20 protein-coding genes, 1 rRNA gene and 1 riboswitch are annotated in these 19641 nt (G+C 63.3%); of the genes, 11 read left to right on the forward strand and 10 right to left on the reverse strand.

The window, feature by feature from the left end:
* Positions 1 to 8 precede the first annotated feature (8 nt).
* Positions 9 to 125, forward strand: a 5S ribosomal RNA gene (rrf, locus tag MTX34_RS22415).
* 287 nt (positions 126 to 412) lie between these two features.
* Here the strand turns inward: rrf and MTX34_RS22420 are convergent.
* From MTX34_RS22420 to MTX34_RS22430, 3 genes are all read right to left on the reverse strand, one after another.
* Positions 413 to 1294, reverse strand: a complete 882-nt coding sequence (locus tag MTX34_RS22420) for a DDE-type integrase/transposase/recombinase (protein WP_243597473.1) — start codon at positions 1292 to 1294, stop codon at positions 413 to 415.
* Positions 1295 to 1425: 131 nt separating this feature from the next.
* Positions 1426 to 1638: a hypothetical protein gene (locus MTX34_RS22425; protein WP_243597472.1), complete on the reverse strand. Its 213-nt coding sequence runs from the start codon at positions 1636 to 1638 to the stop codon at positions 1426 to 1428.
* A gap of 1035 nt (positions 1639 to 2673) precedes the next feature.
* A complete protein-coding gene (locus MTX34_RS22430) occupies positions 2674 to 2958 on the reverse strand; it encodes a GNAT family N-acetyltransferase (protein WP_243597052.1) in 285 nt (94 codons plus the stop codon).
* Between the two features lie 186 nt (positions 2959 to 3144).
* Between MTX34_RS22430 and MTX34_RS22435 the strand changes: the two genes are divergently transcribed.
* Together MTX34_RS22435 and MTX34_RS22440 are read left to right on the forward strand one after the other, a co-directional pair.
* Complete coding sequence (locus MTX34_RS22435) at positions 3145 to 3915, forward strand: hypothetical protein (protein ID WP_243610851.1); 771 nt, start codon at positions 3145 to 3147, stop codon at positions 3913 to 3915.
* 230 nt (positions 3916 to 4145) lie between these two features.
* On the forward strand, positions 4146 to 4466 hold the full coding sequence (locus tag MTX34_RS22440) for a homoserine dehydrogenase (RefSeq protein ID WP_243610852.1): 321 nt from the start codon (positions 4146 to 4148) through the stop codon (positions 4464 to 4466).
* Between the two features lie 22 nt (positions 4467 to 4488).
* Here the strand turns inward: MTX34_RS22440 and MTX34_RS22445 are convergent, their stop codons facing one another.
* Positions 4489 to 4854, reverse strand: coding sequence for a helix-turn-helix domain-containing protein (locus tag MTX34_RS22445; RefSeq protein ID WP_243610853.1), 366 nt, complete (start codon positions 4852 to 4854; stop codon positions 4489 to 4491).
* A 73-nt stretch (positions 4855 to 4927) separates the two neighbouring features.
* Between MTX34_RS22445 and MTX34_RS22450 the strand changes: the two genes are divergently transcribed.
* On the forward strand, positions 4928 to 5584 hold the full coding sequence (locus tag MTX34_RS22450) for an FMN-dependent NADH-azoreductase (protein ID WP_243610854.1): 657 nt from the start codon (positions 4928 to 4930) through the stop codon (positions 5582 to 5584).
* A 130-nt stretch (positions 5585 to 5714) separates the two neighbouring features.
* On the opposite strand, the gene MTX34_RS22455 is transcribed toward MTX34_RS22450, so the two are convergent.
* The 6 genes from MTX34_RS22455 to MTX34_RS22480 all read right to left on the reverse strand — a co-directional run bounded on the left by MTX34_RS22455 (position 5715) and on the right by MTX34_RS22480 (position 11319).
* Positions 5715 to 6461: an ABC transporter ATP-binding protein gene (locus MTX34_RS22455; protein WP_243597057.1), complete on the reverse strand. Its 747-nt coding sequence runs from the start codon at positions 6459 to 6461 to the stop codon at positions 5715 to 5717.
* Positions 6454 to 7290, reverse strand: a complete 837-nt coding sequence (locus MTX34_RS22460; RefSeq protein ID WP_243610855.1) for an ABC transporter permease — start codon at positions 7288 to 7290, stop codon at positions 6454 to 6456. The genes MTX34_RS22455 and MTX34_RS22460 overlap by 8 nt, the downstream gene beginning before the upstream one ends.
* Positions 7268 to 8281 (reverse strand): ABC transporter substrate-binding protein, encoded by a 1014-nt coding sequence (locus MTX34_RS22465; protein WP_243610856.1) that lies wholly within the window; start codon positions 8279 to 8281, stop codon positions 7268 to 7270. The genes MTX34_RS22460 and MTX34_RS22465 overlap by 23 nt, the downstream gene beginning before the upstream one ends.
* Positions 8278 to 9000 carry a TenA family protein gene (locus MTX34_RS22470; protein ID WP_243610857.1) on the reverse strand — a complete coding sequence of 241 codons (723 nt, stop codon included), beginning with the start codon at positions 8998 to 9000 and terminating at the stop codon, positions 8278 to 8280. The genes MTX34_RS22465 and MTX34_RS22470 overlap by 4 nt, the downstream gene beginning before the upstream one ends.
* Positions 8994 to 9093, reverse strand: a riboswitch (TPP riboswitch). It overlaps the preceding gene by 7 nt.
* A 62-nt stretch (positions 9094 to 9155) precedes the next feature.
* On the reverse strand, positions 9156 to 10553 hold the full coding sequence (locus MTX34_RS22475; protein WP_243610858.1) for a sugar porter family MFS transporter: 1398 nt from the start codon (positions 10551 to 10553) through the stop codon (positions 9156 to 9158).
* 118 nt (positions 10554 to 10671) lie between these two features.
* Positions 10672 to 11319 (reverse strand): hypothetical protein, encoded by a 648-nt coding sequence (locus MTX34_RS22480; RefSeq protein WP_243610859.1) that lies wholly within the window; start codon positions 11317 to 11319, stop codon positions 10672 to 10674.
* A gap of 98 nt (positions 11320 to 11417) precedes the next feature.
* Between MTX34_RS22480 and MTX34_RS22485 the strand changes: the two genes are divergently transcribed.
* The 7 genes from MTX34_RS22485 to MTX34_RS22510 all read left to right on the forward strand — a co-directional run bounded on the left by MTX34_RS22485 (position 11418) and on the right by MTX34_RS22510 (position 19608).
* Complete coding sequence (locus MTX34_RS22485; protein ID WP_243610899.1) at positions 11418 to 13010, forward strand: carboxylesterase/lipase family protein; 1593 nt, start codon at positions 11418 to 11420, stop codon at positions 13008 to 13010.
* A gap of 137 nt (positions 13011 to 13147) precedes the next feature.
* A complete protein-coding gene (locus MTX34_RS22490) occupies positions 13148 to 14662 on the forward strand; it encodes an ATP-dependent DNA ligase (protein ID WP_243610860.1) in 1515 nt (504 codons plus the stop codon).
* A 103-nt stretch (positions 14663 to 14765) separates the two neighbouring features.
* A complete protein-coding gene (locus tag MTX34_RS22495) occupies positions 14766 to 15605 on the forward strand; it encodes a nitrilase-related carbon-nitrogen hydrolase (protein ID WP_243597139.1) in 840 nt (279 codons plus the stop codon).
* On the forward strand, positions 15605 to 17026 hold the full coding sequence (hydA, locus tag MTX34_RS22500) for a dihydropyrimidinase (protein WP_243610861.1): 1422 nt from the start codon (positions 15605 to 15607) through the stop codon (positions 17024 to 17026). Before MTX34_RS22495 ends, hydA begins: the two co-directional genes overlap by 1 nt.
* A gap of 3 nt (positions 17027 to 17029) precedes the next feature.
* Positions 17030 to 18061 (forward strand): TIGR03842 family LLM class F420-dependent oxidoreductase, encoded by a 1032-nt coding sequence (locus MTX34_RS22505; protein ID WP_243610862.1) that lies wholly within the window; start codon positions 17030 to 17032, stop codon positions 18059 to 18061.
* 110 nt (positions 18062 to 18171) lie between these two features.
* Positions 18172 to 18303: a hypothetical protein gene (locus tag MTX34_RS25835; protein WP_279393602.1), complete on the forward strand. Its 132-nt coding sequence runs from the start codon at positions 18172 to 18174 to the stop codon at positions 18301 to 18303.
* A complete protein-coding gene (locus MTX34_RS22510) occupies positions 18304 to 19608 on the forward strand; it encodes an aspartate aminotransferase family protein (RefSeq protein ID WP_243610863.1) in 1305 nt (434 codons plus the stop codon).
* The last annotated feature ends 33 nt before the right edge of the window (positions 19609 to 19641 follow it).

The following is a 19641-nucleotide window of genomic DNA, read 5'->3' on the forward strand; positions in this document are numbered from 1 at the left end:
CGCAGAGTTACGGCGGCCATAGCGGAGGGGAAACGCCCGGTCCCATTCCGAACCCGGAAGCTAAGCCCTCCAGCGCCGATGGTACTGCACTCGACAGGGTGTGGGAGAGTAGGACACCGCCGAACACAAGTCAACGGAATGCCCCCGACCTCACGGTCGGGGGCATTCCGCATTTCGAAACCACCCCCGGATCACACACCCACGCACCGTCCCGGACAACATTCGAGGACCGGCATCTGAACCGGATGCCTGCGCACGACGTGACTGCGCACTCAGTATGCGGAGACAGACGCGCGCGCATTCGCGGACACCGGGGTCGTCGACCCGGACACCGCCGTCACCCCCGAGCTGCCCGACATCCCGCGACGGTCACCCGACAAACGCGCGCGCATTCGCCATCCGCCGCTCAATGTCAAGCTGTCTGGAGTCGGTTGTTGTTGATTCCGACGGTTGCGGGCGGTTGTGGTGTGCAGGGGCGGCGGCGGAACCGTTCGGGGTGTCGGTCGTAGTAGGCCTGTTGGGCGCGATCGCGGTCGGTCCATGACTGTCGCCAGCTCCCGGAGTGCACGTCTGCGGGTGAGAACAATGCAATGCCGGAATGTTTGTGGTCGGTGTTGTACCAGTGGACGTAGTCGGTGAGGTGTCCGCGGGCGGTATCGATGTCGGAGAATATGCCCGGGTAGTTCGGGCGGTATTTCATGGTCCGAAACTCGGACTCGGAGAACGGATTGTCGTTACTGACGTACGGCCGGTTGTGGGTGAGCCCGACGCCGTGTGCGGTCAAACAATTCCTGAGAGTGTTCGAGCGCATCGCGGCACCGGAATCGGCGTGGACGAATGATGGTGCGCCGTAACGCTGTATGGCGATCTCGAACATCTCTGCGGCGAGGTGATCACTCTCTCGTTCCTCCACACGCCACCCCGCGATCAGCCGGGAGTGGATGTCGATGATCGAGTACGCCTTGAACGAGGCACCGCGCCACGGTGAGTGCAGATCGGTGATGTCCCAACTCCACACCTGACCGGGTGCGGTGGCGGTGTGGACGGGCATCGGGCGCGGGGTGCGGGTGCTTTTCTTGGTCGGTGTGCTCGGGCGGTTGCGTTGGTCGATCACCGCTGCTGCGATGCGCCACCACGAGCGCCGTGAGGCGATCATCGTTCCGGTGTCCCAGGCGGTGGCGAAGGAGTGATCGACCGAGTTGCCACCTTGCCATCCGGTGTCGATCAACGCTTCGACCCGCGTGCGATCGGTGGTGTCGATTCTGCTCGGATACTGCCGATCTCGTTGGTGCACAGGGTGTTCGGTTTTGACCCGGGGGTTGCGGCGGTAATGCCACGTCGAGCGGGACAACCCGACCATCGTCAATGCTCGACGCACCGATCCGGTGAGTGGGGCCAGTTCGCCGACGAGGGTGTTCTCTGTGCTCAGGAATCGGTGGGATCGGGTGTCGGTGGGGTGTCGTCGGGCTCGGGCACGTTCAGTGTGTGCAAGAGCCCGATAGCTTTTCCCAGCAGCTCGTTGGTCTCCTTGAGTTCACGGATCTGAGCGTCACGTTGGGCGAGTTCCTCGGCGTGGCGCGCCGTCTCGATGGCTCGCCGTTCGACCATTCCCTGCCGGCCCTTCGGTTGCGAGTTCATCGGTTCAGTCTGACGCGGAACCAGCCCGCGGTCCACGTCGCCGTCGAACACCGCCGTCCGCCACCGCGTCATCATGCCCCTCAAGACAGACGGATGCGCTGCCATCCACGGCCCATGCTTCCCATACGGCAACCGGCAGTACTCGAACACCATCTCCCGAATCTGCTCCCCTGTGAATTCAGCACTCAACATGCGGTAACCCTCCATAGCTTCTCGAATGACTCACGAGAAGCTTGGCAAAGAGGGCGCGCGCACAATCGCACCCCAACCACCGGCCATTTCGCGCGCACCTGACAGACGCGCGCGCATTTGCGGACGGCCAGAACCCCGGTGCCGGCGCGCGAGGCGGATGCGGACTGCGGACGCGACCGCGTTGGCGGGTTCGTAGTCTCGACCTCACCTCAGGTGACGGTAGATCCGAGGACTGTCGAGCATCGCACGGTGGCGTCGTTTCGGCTCCGCGTCGTCCGGATAACAGGTGTTTGCGAAATGGCATGTCAATCAACCGAATTCGAGGGCCGAAACTCATGCGTCGTGCGTGCCGATTTTAATCGGTGGAGTTCGTCGCCACGGCCGTGCATGATCGTTGCACAGGGACATCGCAGAGACCGTGGAGGTGGACAATGGCAACAACAGCGAATGACGCAGGCCGTCGAGTCGTTCATATCCGGTCTGCGAGTTTCATCGATGATGCTCTCTGAGTGGAGCTTCGGGGCTGTCGGTCCATTCGGACCCAGTCGATGTTGCACTCGATCCAAGACCCTGCCGCGCAGCAATGCTCTGCGTTCGGCGTCCACTCTTGTTGTAGGAGAACAGATGTACCACTACGAACAAATCCTGAACGAACATCGACAACGCGTCGCGCGTGGTGCGCAGAACTACGAACGGAGTCGGGTCGCGGCGGAACGGGCTGCCGAAACAACTGTCGCAGAATCGGATTCACGTGAAAGTGAGGTCACGGAGGGAGCTGAGTGGAACGACTGCGAATCGGAATCGGAGATCGGCATCGAGGCGATGTCGTTTCGGGGCTGACTGTCAGGGCTCGACCAGATGCGAGTAGCGATCGCCCGCAGCCGCGATGAAGTCGCGAACGAACCAGCACGTAGGGACAACTCGGAGTCCCTGCGTGCTGGTGTCGTCGAGTGCATATTCGGTGAGGGCAGCGGCAAGCCCTCGGCCGCGAAACTGCGGAAGCGTCACGGTGTGATGAAACGTTCTGGAGCCGTCCGATTCGAGGTATTCCGAGTAGCCCGCCAACTCGGCATCGACATAGATCTCGAACCGATGGTCGGCATTGTCGTGGGTGATCTCGACCGTCATGGTGGTACCTCCTGCCCGAGTTCTGTGTCACCACGGTAACCGGCGCTCGTCCGGTGGGGTGTTCTGCGGTTACTCGAGCATGCATCGACGCAGTAGGGTGAGGGAAACCGAGTCGTGCGAGCGCCACCCGTCGCAACACCGCTCTTCATAAGTACGGGGCGCTCTCGAGGCTGAAGGTGGCAATCCGTGGAAGACACATCCGACCGGGGAATCAAGGCATTCATACGAACCGTCGCTCAGCGCGGTGGACGTGCGGAGCGGCTCACGACGTCGCGTCGCAATCCAGTGCAGGTCTGGTCGATGGACGGCACGTCGTCGTGCATAGTTCGGGTGCGATCCAAGGTCACAGGTGATTGGAAGGCCCGCAGGCAGGACGAATCGCTCGAGAGTGATGACACCGGATCCTCGTACTGGGTGTTCGTCGATCTCGCGAACGACGAGCCGCGCTTCTACATGGTCTCGTCCGAGGAGATGGCCACCGACATTCGCGGAGAAGTCGACCTGTGGGTCCAGGATTCGCCACTCCGTACCAGAACCGGACATCACGCAATCGCGGTGGACCGAGTACTGCACGGCAGCGAGCGTTGGGACCTGCTGGGTCTGAGCTCGACGTTGGACACATCGATCGATCTCGGCCCAGAACAGACGTGGGTTCGCACTCCACGGGTGAAAGTGCCTCGTAAGTCGGCGAAGGCGGCCGTGGAGGAAGAAGTGATCGACAACCGAGTACGGGTGGTCGCCGATTGCGAGGGCTATCGGCTGAGCGGTCGCTACGACCCCGAGACGCAGCGACTCGAGATCACCGCAGGCCCGATGGAGGGCAGACGGTTCGACAATCCTTCGGTTGCTGCCAGCGCGGTTGCCACGCACATCAGCGGGGACGTCGAAGAGCGCGACGGTTGGCAGTTCTGGCAGCTGGACACTCCCGATCGCGCGCCGCTGGGATCGTTTCAGTAGAGAACTACAGCTCGCGACGGGTTTGCTGTGACTCCTCACCAAATCGGCATTTACCGTGAAAACGGGACAAAGGTCGGATTAATCTAGCTCCGGTAGGACGAGCTCCCTCTTTTAGCCCCTGGGTCGAAACGATGTTCGAGAGTTCGTCCGTGCATCGAAATTCGGGAATCAGCGAGCTCAGCGGTCGACAGTGCGAGGGGTGCTGTCGACCGTGGGGAGAGGTATTCACCATGGACCATTCCTACCGGTCGGGCACAGCCCACGCGTCCCGGTTCCTGTTCCTCATCGCGCAGTTCGTCGACAGAAGAATCCCTGCCGAATTCTTCTCTGCGCAGTTTCGCGAGCTACAGAACTCCCAGTCCACGTACCTCGATGCCGACGTTTCGTCGGTGATCGGGATGTTGTCGGTGGACGTCGGTGCGTACCTGGGCGATGTCGAGATACGAGGGGTCGACTACATCGACTCCGAACAACTCTGGCTGGCTGCTGGTCAGGCGTTCCGTGATCTGATGACCGTCCAGTCCGAGCACTTCGAGCGCGAGGCCGGGTGAGGGCCACGCCCATCATCGCCCGTCATGAGCGAAATCGATCACGGTGCCGCAGAAGATCTTCGAGCCGAAATCGACGATGAGTGCCGCGCATTTCGATCGGCAGATCGCCTGCGTCGGCCAACCGTCTGACATAGGTGTCGGAAACACCGAGCACCTCGGCAGCGTGCGAGGTGGTCAGTAGCTCGTCCACCGTTCCGATCGCAACAGCTCGGGCCGTCGCCAGCTGGGTGAGGAGCTCGAGTACTGCGGTGCGTGCTGCGTCGTCGAGCGGTACCTCCGAACCTCCGATTCTGATGTCGACGTCTGCTCCGGTCCGCTCGTGAACGACCGCCGCGAGCGAGGTGGCCGATCGCGACTCGAGAGCAGGCATGACGAATCGGAAGTCCATTCGTCCATGATAGGACTGGAGACGGCGTCGGTACGCATAGGCTCGAAGCACCCAGTATGTGAGGAGTGCTCCAGTGCCGCAGTTGTTGCATCTCGATTCGTCCGCTGATTCGGCTCGTTCGGTCAGCCGTCGGGTGACCGCTCGCTTCTCCGACGCCTGGCATGCCAGCGGTTCCGACCATTCGGTGATTCACCGGGACCTGCACTCGAGTCCGCTGCCGCACCTACCCACGTCTGCGCTGCATTGGGCACCTCATCTGCGAACCGCCGACGAAACCGTTGAGCCATCCGCCGAGGCCCTGCAGATCGAGCTGATCGAAGAACTGATCTCGGCAGACGTGGTGCTGATCGGCGCGCCGATGTACAACTGGTCGATCCCGTCGACCCTGAAGGCATGGATCGACTACGTACACGTTCCGGGCATCACCGTGCCGTTCGACGGTGACACGGCACCTCTCGTCGGCAAGCCCGCCGTCGTGGTGACCAGTCGGGGAAACGACTACACGCCCGGTACCGACAACGCGTCCACCGACCACACCACCGCGCAATTGCGCCAGGTGCTCGGAGTGGCGCTGGGGATGGACGTCCACTTCGTGCCGGTCGATCTGACGCTCGCCGAGCGAGTGCCGGCGCTCGCACCGCAGATTCCGAGGGCGCGAGCGAATGTCGAGGCGGCATTCTCCGCCGTCGACGACCTCGCGCTGCGGTTGGGTGGAGCAACGCCCAGGTGATGGCCGAGTAGTCGGCGAGGTGCTTCCGAACGGCCCAGGCAACGACCCCACGCGCACCGCCGATCACCGCGGCCCCTGATAGGGGAACAACGCCGAAGTCCCCGCGTCGACTGCATTCGCGCGGTACCGGTCAGAGCGTCGATGCGCTGAGGAGAACGTCCATCAGCTGCTTCTCGACTGCCGCGAAGTGCGGCGTCGTGACGATCTCGAGCCCGCGTGGGCGGGGCAGCGTCACCTCGATCTGCCGTCGAACATGGGCAGGCCTGGGGGAGAGGACGATCACGCGATCGGACAGATAGACCGCTTCGCGGATGTCGTGCGTGATCATCAGCACCGTCCACCGGAATTCCGACCAGACCTGCTGCAACCAGGCCTGCATGTCGCTCCGAGTCAACGAGTCCAGAGCCCCGAAAGGCTCGTCGAGCAGCAGTACCGATCGTCCCTGGACCACCGTGCGCAGCAGCGCCGCTCGCTGACGCATACCGCCGGACAGTTCGGACGGCCTGGCCGACTCGAACCCGTCCAGGCCGAACACCGGGAACAATTCACGTGCCCGCGCACGCGCCTCCTTCTTGGCAACGCCTTGCACTTCGAGACCCAAGGTCGTGTTGTCGAGCACCGAACGCCACGGAAACAACAGATCCTTCTGCGGCATATAGGCGCACGGCGGTACTCGAACAGTGCCGGAGTCGGGCCTGTCGAGCCCGGCCAGCATGTTGAACACAGTGCTCTTGCCCGAACCGCTCGGGCCGATGATCGACACGAACTCCCCGGGCCGCACACCGAAAGACACACCGTCGAGTACGGGGTTCTCGCCGAACGATTTGCTCAGGTCGCGGACGTCGATGCAGCTGTCGGAAGTGCCGGCGTCAGACATGAAGGCCCGCCGAACCGTGGCGTGCCCAGGGGGCTACGACACGCTCCACCACGAAGGTGGATACGAAGAGAATCACACTGATCACGGCCGTGACGGCGACCGCGGCCAGAACCAGATCGGTACGAAACGAGTTCTTCTGCTGGCTCATGTAGATGCCGAGTCCCGCACTCGCTCCGGCGTATTCGGCAAAGATCGCACCGACGACGGCGTAGGTGATCCCGATGCGAAGTGAGGTGAAGAACCGGGGGAGCGCCGACGGTAGCCGCACATATCGGAATTGTTGCCAGCGCGAGGCACCCATGCTGGCCAGCAGCGATCTCGCGTCTCGATCGGCAGCTGCGAAACCCTCGATGAGCCCGATGGCCATCGGGAAGAAAGTGGCCAGGGCGATCACCAGGATCTTCGGAAGCAAACCGAAGCCGAACCAGATGATCAACAACGGCGCGATCGCGATGATCGGCAGCGTCTGCGACACGACGAAGAGGGGCACGAACGCGCGCCGCAGCCACGGGGAGAAATCGACCGCGACCGCGAGCAACCACGCCAGGGCCAGAGATACCGCGAAGCCGACGAGGGTCACCTGCAGGGTCGCCGACGCGTTCTCCGCGATGGCATCGCGCTGCGCCCAACCCTGGACCACCACGCGACCGGGGGACGGCAGCACCTGCGGCCTGATGCCGCTCACCTCGACGTAGACCTGCCAGGCGGCTACCAGCAGGACGACGACGGTCAGCGCGGGCCACGCCCACCGTATCGAGGCTCGGATGCCACTGAGCGAGTACGAACCTCGATCGGCGGCTACCGCCCTACCGATCGCCGAGGTAGTCATTGGTGAAGTAGGTCGACCAGTCCGGCTCTGCGGTCAGTGGCGCGCCGTTCTGATCGGCCAGCACACCGCTCTCGTAGAGGAATTTCGAGTATGCGGTCCACTTGTCGAGGCTTTGTCGTCCGACCTCGCCGGAGGAGTCCTTCATGTACTTCGCCGCCAGCATCTCCTGGCTCTCGAAGACGAGCGATTCGTCGGTGAAGGTACCCGGATTGGCGTCGATGAGATCCTGGGCAGCTCTGTCCGGGTCGTCGGCGGCGAGCTGGTAGCCGCGCCGCAGGGCCTGCACGAACTTCTTCGCCTCGTCCGGGTGCGCTGCGAGCCAGGGTTCGTTGCCACTGATCGTGATGGCGTAGGCATCGGGAAACCCGTAGTCGGTGTAGTCGAAGTACTTCATCGGAGTTCCGCTGTGCTCGGCCTCGATGCCTTCCCATGCGAAATACGAGACGGTGAAGTCCGCGGTACCGGAGTACACGGCCTCGTACGCCGACGTCCCCAATACCACCGTTTCGTATTCGCCTGTGCCGCCGTCGTTCTGGATGACCTTCGCGAGTCCGGCCTGCTCGCCGGACTCACCGAAGCCTGCGTAGACCTTGCCGTCCAATGCTTTCGGGCTCGGTATGTCGTCTCGATCCGCACGAACCCCGATGCCGGTTGCCCAGCGCTGAAGTGGAGCGAGGACCGAGACGGTCTGCGCGCCGGCCGAGGTGGCGAACACGCCGGAACTCTGTGTGCTGATTCCGAACTCGGCGTTGCCGGCGTCCACCAGTGTGTCCGCCGCGGTGTTGTTGTAGGGCAAGATTTCCACGTCCAGTCCGGCGTCGGCGAAATAGCCTTCCTGCAAGGCCACGTAGAGACCGGTGTGGTTGGTGTTCGGGGTCCAGTCCAGCGCGAAGCGAATGGTGTCGGAGTCCGACGACTCCGAGCAGCCGGCCAGGCCGGTGGTGGCAACGACGGCCGCCGCCAACGCCGCGAGAATGCGAGTGGTTCTCATGCGTACACCGCACTCTCGGCCAGGGGCCACGGGGTGGGATGTAAAGCGCTGTCCCAGAACATCAATTCGTACCTCGATGCCACCACGAAGGCGTCGACCATCTGCTCTCGTTGCTGCGCAGTCGCGGCGGCTGCGGCGTCATCGACGAAGGTCTTGGCGGAGTCGACGACGGCATGGAATTCGGGTGCGTCGTACGCCGCGACCCACTGGGCGTAGGGGTGTTCGGGGTCGCTCTCGAGCACTGTCTTCGCAGCGCGCGCGAGTGCGCGGCCGACATCGGCGTAGATCCAGAAACATGGCAGAACAGCTGCTGCGGCAACGGCATACGGTTCGGTTGCCGCCGTGGCGGTCAGGTAGGAGGTGTATCCCAGGCATGCCGGTGAGGGCTCGGGCGTCCCCGTCGACGGCGGAAGTGCTCCGCCGGTGAGCATGGTCTCGTGCGACGCGGCTTCGTCCATCGCGCTCGCGGCGGCGCTCGCCCAGAACGCACCGGCGACGGGGGTCGGTGCGTGTGCTGCCACAAGCGACAGCGACTTGACGTACCCGCCGAGGTAGAGCGAATCCTGTTCGAGGTATCGACGGAACGCATCGAGCGGAAGCGTTCCTGCCCCGAGCAACTGGAGGAATTCCAGGTCGTCGATCGCGCGTCGAATGCCCTCGGACGCATCCCACAGTCGATCGGTGAAGCGGACCGGGTCCGCAGATACAACAGGCGTCATCGCCTTGACATCCCTTCGTCAGCATTACCTGCATCAGGTTCGGCGGGTTTGATCTCAGCATCCGCATGAGCGGACACACCCCGTGTCAGAACGAAGCGACAGTAACACCGGTCACTCGGTGTCGCTGCTGCCGCCCCTGCATCTGCGGTCCGGCGTCACCCCAGCATGTCTTCGAGCTCCATACCCTTCGTCTCCCTGATCTTGGCCTTGACGAAGAAGAACGAGAGCGCGGCGAACATCGCGAATCCTGCATAGATGACCCACAGGCCCACGGACGACGTCAGCGGTGGGAATGCAAGCGTGACAGCGAAGTTGGCCATCCAGTTGGCCGCGGTACCTATTCCGAGCGCCATCGCTCGCATGCGGTTGGGGAACATCTCGCCGAGCATGACCCACATGATCGGACCCCAGGTCGAGGCGAAGAAGATGACGAACAGGTTTGCGCCGATCAATGCGATCGCACCCCACGGGGCGGGCAACGTGACGTCGTCGCCGCTGCCGGTCGCCTGCGAGAACGCAACGGACGCCATGACGAGCCCGACGAACATGCCCATCGAACCCGCCAACAGCAGCTTGCGCCTGCCGATTCGATCGACGAACAGGATCGCCACGAACGTCATGGCCACGTTGATCACGGCCGTGATGACAGAGGTGGTGAACGACTGATCCTCGGTGAAGCCGACCGAGCGCCACAGCGTCGTCGAGTAGTAGAAGATCGCGTTGATGCCGACCAGCTGTTGCAGCACGGCCATCGTGATGCCCACCCAGACGATCGGTTGCAGGCCGAACTTCGGCCCGCGGATGTCGGCGAACGACGAGCGGGACTCCTTGCGGAGTGTCAGTCTGATCTCGTGTACTCGCTCGTCGGGATGTAGTTCGCCGGTGATCTCGGCGAGAACCCTGGCCGCTTCGTCGTCGAGATGTTGACCCACCAGGTAGCGCGGCGATTCCGGTATGAGCGTTGCCAGCAACCCGTACACCAGTGCCGGTACGACGCCGACCAGGAACATCCAGCGCCAGGCCTCGATACCGAACCACAGGTCGTTGGACGCGCCGTCGGCCGCACCGGCGAGGAGGGCGTCGGACAGCAGAGCAGCAAAAATGCCGATGGTGATGGCCAATTGCTGGAGCGAGGCCAAAGAGCCGCGCCATCTGGCGGGCGCGATCTCGGCGATGTACGCCGGTGCGATCACCGACGCGATGCCGATTCCGAGTCCACCGAGCACTCGCCACAGCATGAGATCCGGGACGCTGAAGGCCAATCCCGAACCGATCGAGGACACGACGAACAGGGCCGAGCCCAGCAGCATCACTTTCTTTCGTCCCCATCGGTCTGCGAGGCTGCCGGCGAACCAGGCGCCGACGGCACATCCGATCAGGGCGATCGCGACCACGAAGCCAGTGGTGAACGAGCCGAGGGAAAAGTGATCTTCGATCGAGTCGACGGCTCCGTTGATGACCGAACTGTCGAAGCCGAACAGGAAGCCGCCCACAGCTGCGGCGACGCTGACACCGATGACCTTCGCTGTGTGGTGGTCCGAGGTCTGATTCATGAGTGACGCACCTTCCGGCCGCGCGCACGGGCGTCGGCCGCTGGGGAGACCGTACGGCAGGGATTGTCGTACCGTCCTCGGACATTACGCCTGGTAATTCGCCGCACGAACGAGACCGTCAACGAAGGTCGAAATCCTCGTCCGAGACGGTGAATCCGTGACCGACCTGATCGGTGCATGTGACCCCGGTCTGCTCGTCGACGGTGCATCGAAGACCGTTGGTGGAGCCGCTACCGGCGACGGTGAGCATCTCGCCGTACGGCAGGGCCGCTGCAGGCCCGTCGAATCGGTGGAACTTGGGATCGCCGAGACTCTCGAACTTCGCCGGAGATCCGGCGATGAGCTGCACGGAATTGGGCTTCACCGCCGTTCCCGACGCACCGCTTCCGGGAACCTCGGGTGCCGATTCAGGCAGTGGCCCGTGGCATCCGGCGATCGAGGATTCGAGGATGGCGATCCCGCACTCGAACTTACCGCTGGGGCTGGAGAAGTAGTACCAGCCGGGTGCCTTGCCTGCGTAGTCCTGCGGCTTTGCCTGGGCTGCAGCAGGACTCGACGGTGCCGCCGTTGTGGACGTCCGAGTACCGGTCGCTGTGGTGGACGGTGCTGCCGACGTGGCAGAAGGGACGGAGGGAGCCGTGGTGATCGGGGTGGGGCGGTCGGTGATCACGGTGGCCATCGGCCCGTCGCCCCCGCCGCTCGAACCGCAGGCTGTGAGCAGGCATGCTCCGACGACTGCCATAGCGGCACATCCGACTCTGGTCACGGCCTCGTCCTTCGCTCGTGGGTATCGACGCTCCGCAGATCGTCGCCGACGGGGTGGTCGATGTTGGTACGTTGGGCAACGACCGAACGGGAGGTTCGATGGTCAACGCGTCCGGCTCGACAGCGTCCGATTCCGCAGCGTCCGACTCCACCGTGCGTGTGAGTACGCCCTACGGCGACGTCCTGGGCTATCCGGTCGCCGCCGACGCGTCGCCGATCGTGGCCTGGCGGGGTATTCCCTATGCGACGCCCCCGGTCGGGACACTTCGATTCAGGGCTCCGCGCCCGTTGCAGCCCTGGTCCGGTGTGCTCGACGGACTCGAGTTCGGCGCGATGGCTCCGCAGGGCCGTGACAGTCCGGTGCCCATCGATCCGTCGTTGTCGATTTCCGAGGACTGCCTTTCGCTCAACGTCTGGGCTCCTCGTCCCGAGGGGGAACTGCGCCCGGTGCTGGTGTGGATCCACGGTGGTGCGTACTCGCTCGGATCGTCCGCCCAGCGGGTCTACGACGGGAGAAACCTCAGCGAGAACGGCGACGTGGTGGTGGTGACCATCAATTTTCGTCTCGGCCCGTTCGGGTTCCTCGACCTGTCCTCGTTCTCCACCGACGAGCACACGTTCGAGACCAACCTGGGGTTGCGGGACCAGATTGCCGCGCTCGAATGGGTCCGCGAATGCATCTCTGCGTTCGGCGGCGATCCCGATCAGGTGACGGTGTTCGGCGAATCCTCCGGGGGAGCGTCGGTCACCACGTTGATGACCTCTCCGAAGGCCGAGGGGCTTTTTCAGCGAGCCATTGTGCAGAGCGCGCCTGCGACGTCGGTGTACGGCCCCGATCGGGGTGCCGCGGTGGCGTCGAGGTTCCTGGAGTTGGTGGGTGTCGACCGGGAAGACATCGGCGAACTGTTCGACATGCACTTCACGAAGCTGGTGACCGCGGGTGACACACTCTGCTACGAGGTTCCGACGAGAGTGCCTGGAACACTTGGACTTTCGCCTGTGGTCGACGGTGACATCGTTCCGCGTTACCCCGTAGCGGCATTCCAGAAGGGTCTCTCGCACAGGATTCCGTTGATCATCGGCACCAACCACGACGAGCCCTCGATCTTCCGATTCATGAAGTCTCCTCTGATGCCGATCACCTCCGACACCGTGTCCGAAATGTTCCGCGCCATCGCCCACGACCACGCGGATCTGCCTGCCTATCGGGTTGCCGAGATCATGGCGGCATACCCGGACCGAGACAAACCGGCTGGGGCACAAGCGATGTCGCGCGATGCTGGATTCCTGATGCCGAGCGTGTGGATCGCCGACGGACACAGCAGGCATTCGCCGACGTGGATGTACCGATTCGATCATGCGACGCCGATGCTCAAGGCTGCACGGGTGGGAGCCGGACACGCGACCGAACTGCCGTATGTATTCGGCAATTTCGGAACACTCAACCGAGATCCCACCTTCTGGCTCGGTGGCCGAAAGCCGGCAATGGCGGTGTCCGCGCGGATGCAGAGACGCTGGCTCGCCTTCGCACGGTACGGCGTTCCCGCCGCACTGGATGCGTCCAAGCACTGGGCTCCGTACACCGAGAAGACGCGCTGGACGCTGGTGATCGATGCATCCGACACCCTCGTCGACGACCCCGACGGCGACATGCGCGCTGCGTGGGGCGACCGCGTTCTCGGATTCAGCTGACACGTCGCTCGTGCGTTTTGCCGCACGGACGTTGCTGACATGAATCGAACGTAACAGCAAGAACACCGGTCGCTCGAGTCACACCGGTAACAATTGGATGTCAGCAACCTGTCGGTAGGTGCGGTTATGTTCGATGCGTGTTGATGTCCAGGATCGTCGAAACGTCCCGTGCCGTGGCCGCGACGCGCTCACGAAAAGTCAAGATCGAGCAGATCGGTGCCCTGCTCGCCGAGGCCGATGCCGGTGACATCGAGCCGGCCGTGTCCTGGCTGTCGGGGGAGTTACCGCAGGGGCGGATAGGGGTCGGCTGGCGCACGCTGGCCGATCTCGACGTGACGTCCGCTGCCGACTCGACGCTGACGGTCGCCGAGGTGGACGAGGCCATATCCTCGGTCGCGGCGACGTCGGGGGCCGGTTCTGCTGCGCGGCGGGTAGCGATACTGACCGACCTGTTCTCCCGAAGTACAGCCGAGGAGCGTCAGTTTCTGATCCGCCTCGTCACCGGCGAGCTGCGTCAGGGCGCGCTCGAGGGAATCATGGTCGACGCTGTTGCCGCGGCCACCAACCTGCCGCAGGCTCCGGTACGTCGAGCGTTCATGCTGTCGGGTCGTTTGCCCGCGACGGCCATTGCCGCCATCACCGGTGGCGTCGACGCCCTGGATGCATTCCGGCTCGAGGTCGGTCGCCCGGTTCGGCCGATGCTTGCCTCTCCCGCGGAGTCTCTGCACGCCGCCTGGGAACAATTGTCCGGCGACCTCACCGTCGAATACAAGCTCGACGGTGCGCGAATTCAGGTGCACCGCTCCGGAACCGACGTGAGCATCTACACGCGGACTCTGCGCGACATCACCGCGAGCGTGCCCGAGCTGGTGGACCTGGTTCTCGAGCTGCCGTGCGATTCGGTGGTCCTCGACGGGGAGACCCTCGCACTCGAAGACAGCGGGCGGCCCAGGCCTTTCCAGGAAACGATGAGCCGATTCGGTGCCGAGAGCGCACACGAGCTCCTGCTGCAGCCCTATTTCTTCGACTGTATGCACCTCGACGGTGTCGACTTGCTCGATGCGCCACTGGAGCAGCGGCTGGCTGCACTGGACCGAGTGGCACCGGGGCACCGAATTCCCAGTGCCGTTCGGCCCGATGCGGACGAGGCCGCGGCCCACTTCGACGCTGCACTCGACGCCGGGCACGAGGGAGTGATGCTCAAAGCTCTCGGTGCACCGTACGCCGCAGGCCGCCGCGGAAAGAGCTGGCAGAAGGTCAAGCCCGAGCACACCCTCGATCTCGTCGTCCTCGGAGCCGAGTGGGGATACGGGCGTCGCACCGGCTACCTGTCGAACCTGCACCTCGGAGCTCGCGATCCCGACGGCGGTGACCCGATCATGGTCGGTAAGACCTTCAAAGGCCTGACCGACGTGCTGTTGCAGTGGCAGACCGACGAATTCCCGAAACACGAGCGAGAGCGCGACGAGCACACCGTATACCTGCGCCCCGAACTGATCGTGGAAATCGAACTCGACGGCGTGCAGGTCAGCCCGCGTTACCCAGGCGGTGTGGCCCTGCGATTCGCGCGAGTACTGCGATACCGCCCTGACAAGAACCTCGCCACCGCGGACTCCATCGATGCGGTGCGCGCACTCCTTCCACATTCGTGAGAACAGTTCCGACGATTAATACACACGAAACCGGCCGAACGATCCCGTAACACGGCGCAAAATATCTTGAGGGTGCAAGCCAGCGAGAGATGGAGTGCCAATGATGTCCACAGTTCGAGCTGCTCTGGTCCAAAGCACGTGGACCGGTGACAAAGAATCGATGATCGCGGCACATGAGGGGTTTGCTCGGTCCGCCGCCGAGCAAGGCGCGAAAGTCGTCTGTTTCCAAGAGCTTTTCTACGGCCCGTACTTCTGCCAATTGCAGGACGCGAAATTCTACGATTACGCTGAATCGGTACCAGGGCCGACCGTCGACCGTTTCGCCGCGCTGGCGAAAGAACTCGGCATCGTGATGATCTTGCCCGTCTACGAGCAGGAGCAGCCTGGACTCCTCTACAACACCGCAGCCGTGGTCGATGCAGACGGCACCTATCTCGGCAAGTATCGAAAACACCACATTCCACACGTGAACGGATTCTGGGAGAAGTTCTACTTTCGCCCCGGCAATCTGGGGTGGCCGGTGTTCGATACGGCGGTCGGCCGGATCGGCGTCTACATCTGCTACGACAGACACTTTCCCGAAGGCTGGCGTGCGCTCGGTCTTGCCGGTGCCGAAATCGTGTTCAATCCTTCGGCGACCTCGCGGGGACTCTCGAACTACCTGTGGAAGCTCGAACAACCCGCCTCGGCAGTGGCCAACGAATATTACGTAGGCGCGATCAATCGCGTCGGAATCGAATCCGAATACGGTGACGACGACTTCTACGGGACCAGCTATTTCGTGGACCCCGAGGGCAAATTCGTCGGCGAGGTGGCCTCGGATTCCGAATCCGAAATAGTCGTTCGCGACCTCGACATGGACCTGATCAAGGTGGTCCGCGACCGGTGGGCCTTCTATCGTGACCGCAGACCCGATGCATACGGCCCATTGGTGGAACCCTGATGGCCACCACCTTCGTGCACGGTGGAACCGTGGTATCCACCACCGGCGCACAGGAATTGGATGTGCTCATCGACGGCGAAACCATCGTCGCCGTGCTGGCACCGGGATCGGTCTCTCTGGCTGCGGACCTGAAAACCTCTGCTGACACCGTCGTCGACGCGACCGGAAAGTACGTCATTCCCGGTGGGGTCGACGGGCACACGCACATGGAGATGCCGTTCGGCGGCACTTTCGCGTCCGATACCTTCGAAACCGGAACGCGCGCCGCGGCGTGGGGTGGCACGACGACGATCGTGGACTTCGCTATTCAGACCCCCGGACAACGCGTCCAGGACACTCTGGCGCAATGGCACGAGAAGGCCGCGGGGCAGTGCGCCGTCGACTACGGCTTCCATCAGATCATCGGCGACGTCACCGACGATTCGCTGAAAGCCATGAGCGAGTTGGTATCCGAGGGCGTCACCAGCTTCAAACTCTTCATGGCGTATCCGGGCGTGTTCTACTCCGACGACGGCAAGATTCTGCGCGCGATGCAGTCCGCTGCCGAAACGGGTGCACTGTTGATGATGCACGCGGAGAACGGCATCGCGATCGACGTGCTCGTTGCTCAGTCGATCGCGCGGGGAGACACGGCCCCGTACTTCCACGGCACGTCTCGGCCGTGGCAGCTCGAGGAGGAGGCGACGCACAGAGCCATCATGCTGGCCAATGTGACCGGTGCACCGCTCTACGTCGTGCACGTCTCTGCCAAGCAGGCCCTGGAACAGATCGCGCAGGCCCGGGGCAACGGGCAGAACGTGTTTGCCGAGACCTGTCCGCAGTACCTGTACCTGTCGCTCGAGGAACAGCTCGGCGCGCCGGGCTTCGAGGGGGCCAAGTGGGTCTGCTCGACGCCTCTGCGGTCGCGGGCCGAGGGTCATCAGGACGAGTTGTGGCGATACCTGCGCACCGGAGACGTGGCAACCGTCAGTACCGACCATTGCCCGTTCTGCATGAAGGACCAGAAGGAGATGGGTATCGGCGACTTCTCCAGGATTCCCAACGGGATCGGCTCGGTGGAACATCGAATCGATCTGATGTTCCAGGGTGTCAAGAGCGGCAAGATCACTCTCGAGAAATGGGTCGACGTCTGCTGCACAACCCCGGCCAGGATGTTCGGCATGTACCCGAAGAAGGGCGTCATCAGCCCAGGAGCCGACGCCGACATCGTGATCTACGATCCGAACGGGCATACCAGCATCGGAGTCGAGAAGACCCACCACATGAACATGGACTACTCCGCCTACGAGGGTTTCGAGATCGATGGCCACGTGGACACCGTGATCTCGCGTGGCCGGATCATCGTCGACGGCGGATCGTATTCCGGTACTGCGGGACACGGCCGTTTCGTCCGACGCGACCTGTCGCAGAATCTGATCTGAGCCATGGACATCGGGGTAGTGCTGCAGTGCAATCCGCCGGCGTCCCGGGTGATCGATCTGGCGAGGCAGGCCGAGACACATGGGTTTTCGCACGTATGGACATTCGATTCGCATTTGCTGTGGCAGGAGCCGTACGTCATCTACAGTCAGATTCTGGCTGCGACCAGGCGCGTGACCGTGGGCCCGATGGTCACCAATCCGGCTACTCGCGACTGGACCGTGACGGCGTCGACGTTCGCGACACTCAACGACATGTTCGGCAATCGAACCGTGTGCGGCATCGGTCGAGGCGACTCCGCGGTCCGCGCTCTCGGAGGTAAGCCGACAACGCTTGCCTCGCTTCGAGACTCGATCGAGGTGATCCGCAGTCTTGCCAACGGGCGCAGCGCCCGGGTGGGTGAGACGACGGTGCAGTTTCCGTGGGCGGAGCACTCGAAGCTCGAGGTGTGGGTCGCGGCCTACGGACCGAAAGCGCTCGAGCTCACCGGGCAGGTTGCGGACGGCTTCATCCTGCAATTGGCCGATCCGGATATTGCTGCCTGGACGATCGGCCGAGTGCGTGCTGCGGCAGAGCAGGCGGGTCGCGATCCGGATTCGATCTCGATCTGCGTGGCTGCTCCCGCCTACGTCACCGACGGTACCGAGGCCGGCCTCGAACATGCCCGCGACCAATGTCGGTGGTTCGGCGGGATGGTCGGCAATCACGTCGCCGACATCGTCTCGCGCTACGGCGGCGATGGCGGTGGTGTTCCACAGGCTCTCACCGACTACATCGCAGCACGTACTGGGTACGACTACAACGAGCACGGTCGAGCAGGAAACTCGCACGCAGAATTCGTTCCGAACGAGGTGATCGACAGGTTCTGTCTACTGGGCACCCCGGCCGATCACATCGCCAAGCTGAAGGAGCTGGAGACACTCGGCGTCGACCAGTTCTCGGTCTACCTTCAGCACGACGCCAAGGCTGCCACGCTGGAAGCGTACGGAGAGAGCATCATTCCGCAGATCCGCAAGTCCGTGACGGCTACGTCGTGACCGGTGTTCTCGATCAGGCTTCGGTGGTGGCACCGACTCCCACACGTGCGGGACGGGGTTTCGTCCCAGATGACTGCGCGAAGTCCAGGCAGAACGCCGAGGGATCCTCTGTGCCGACTGTTGATCCCTACACGAATGCGTACGTCACGGAGGCGCTGGATTTGTCGAAGGCCGACGGTGCGGACGTCACCGGTGAGTCGTACGCTCCGATGGAGGTCACACTGGAGGAAGGCGGCAAGTAGATGGATCACGTGTTCTACTCCTGGGCAGCGCAGGCCGAGCTGAATCCGATCACAGTCGAGGGTGCGGCGGGATCGTGGTTCTGGGACGACAAGGGAAACAGGTACCTGGACTTCTCGTCGCAGTTGGTCAACGTCAATCTCGGGCATCAACACCCCGACGTCGTTGCCGCCATCGTCGAACAAGCCCAGGTTCTGACGACCATTTCTCCCACCGTGGCCAACAACAAACGCAGTGAACTCGCCGCGTTGATTGCCGAACGTGCGCCGGGTGATCTGAACCGAGTGTTCTTCACGACCGGTGGCGCAGAAGCCGTCGAGCATGCGGTGCGGCTGGCGCGACAACACACCGGGCGTACGAAGATGCTTGCCGCGTATCGCTCCTACCACGGTGGAACCGGAGTTGCGATCGGTCTCACCGGTGAGCCACGGCGGTGGGGCACCGAACCGACCAACGTCGACGTCGTACGCTTCTTCGGGCCGTATCCGTATCGGTCGCCTTGGGGGACAACGACTCCCGAGGACGAGACGGCCGCAGCACTGGCACACCTCGAACAGGTCATCGTGCTCGAGGGTGCACAGAACATCGCCGGACTGATCCTCGAATCGGTCATCGGCACCAACGGTGTGCTGATCCCGCCGCCCGGTTATCTGGCCGGCGTTCGGGCGCTGTGCGACAAGTACGGAATTGTCTACATTGCAGACGAAGTGATGGTCGGTTTCGGCCGCATCGGCGAATGGTTCGCATGCCAGGCCTGGGATGTGACACCGGATCTGATCACGTTCGCCAAGGGCGTCAATTCCGGATACGTGCCCCTCGGCGGGGTGGTCATCTCGGAGAAGATCGCCTCGCAGTTCGATCACAAGCCGTATCCAGGCGGGTTGACCTACTCCGGGCACGTACTCGGGTGTGCCGCGGGCGTGGCGTCCATCGGAGTGTTCGAGCGCGACAAGATCCTGCCGCACGTTCGTCATGTGGGGGAGGACGTGCTGGGTGCGGGCCTGTCGAAGCTGGCCGAATCTCACCCGAGCGTGGGCGAGGTGCGCGGCAAAGGATTCTTCTGGGCCGTCGAGCTGGTCAAGGACGGTACGACCCGAGAGCCGTTGGTGCCGTTCGCCGCGTCGGGCAAGGACGCAGCGGCAATGGGCACGGTGACCGCCGCGGCGAAATCCCGTGGTCTGTGGCCGTTCGTGTCGGGCAACCGTCTCCAGATCGCGCCGCCGCTGACGACGTCCGAGGACGAAATTCGTCAGGGACTGGAAATCCTCGACGAGGTACTGACCGTGGCGGACGGGTTCGTCGGCTGACTCGGGGTCGTGCGCGGAAGTTCGACCCCTGCT

The organism is Rhodococcus sp. ARC_M5, assembly GCF_022810405.1.
GTDB lineage: Bacteria > Actinomycetota > Actinomycetes > Mycobacteriales > Mycobacteriaceae > Rhodococcoides > Rhodococcoides navarretei.

Coding starts and splice junctions, on each gene's coding strand:
- MTX34_RS22425 (WP_243597472.1), bottom strand. CDS start 1,638: ATGAACTCGCAACCGAAGGGCCGGCAGGGAATGGTCGAACGGCGAGCC.
- MTX34_RS22430 (WP_243597052.1), bottom strand. CDS start 2,958: ATGACGGTCGAGATCACCCACGACAATGCCGACCATCGGTTCGAGATC.
- MTX34_RS22440 (WP_243610852.1), top strand. CDS start 4,146: ATGGACCATTCCTACCGGTCGGGCACAGCCCACGCGTCCCGGTTCCTG.
- MTX34_RS22445 (WP_243610853.1), bottom strand. CDS start 4,854: ATGGACTTCCGATTCGTCATGCCTGCTCTCGAGTCGCGATCGGCCACC.
- MTX34_RS22455 (WP_243597057.1), bottom strand. CDS start 6,461: ATGTCTGACGCCGGCACTTCCGACAGCTGCATCGACGTCCGCGACCTG.
- MTX34_RS22460 (WP_243610855.1), bottom strand. CDS start 7,290: ATGACTACCTCGGCGATCGGTAGGGCGGTAGCCGCCGATCGAGGTTCG.
- MTX34_RS22465 (WP_243610856.1), bottom strand. CDS start 8,281: ATGAGAACCACTCGCATTCTCGCGGCGTTGGCGGCGGCCGTCGTTGCC.
- MTX34_RS22470 (WP_243610857.1), bottom strand. CDS start 9,000: ATGACGCCTGTTGTATCTGCGGACCCGGTCCGCTTCACCGATCGACTG.
- MTX34_RS22475 (WP_243610858.1), bottom strand. CDS start 10,553: ATGAATCAGACCTCGGACCACCACACAGCGAAGGTCATCGGTGTCAGC.
- MTX34_RS22485 (WP_243610899.1), top strand. CDS start 11,418: ATGGTCAACGCGTCCGGCTCGACAGCGTCCGATTCCGCAGCGTCCGAC.
- MTX34_RS22495 (WP_243597139.1), top strand. CDS start 14,766: ATGTCCACAGTTCGAGCTGCTCTGGTCCAAAGCACGTGGACCGGTGAC.
- hydA (WP_243610861.1), top strand. CDS start 15,605: ATGGCCACCACCTTCGTGCACGGTGGAACCGTGGTATCCACCACCGGC.
- MTX34_RS22505 (WP_243610862.1), top strand. CDS start 17,030: ATGGACATCGGGGTAGTGCTGCAGTGCAATCCGCCGGCGTCCCGGGTG.
- MTX34_RS22510 (WP_243610863.1), top strand. CDS start 18,304: ATGGATCACGTGTTCTACTCCTGGGCAGCGCAGGCCGAGCTGAATCCG.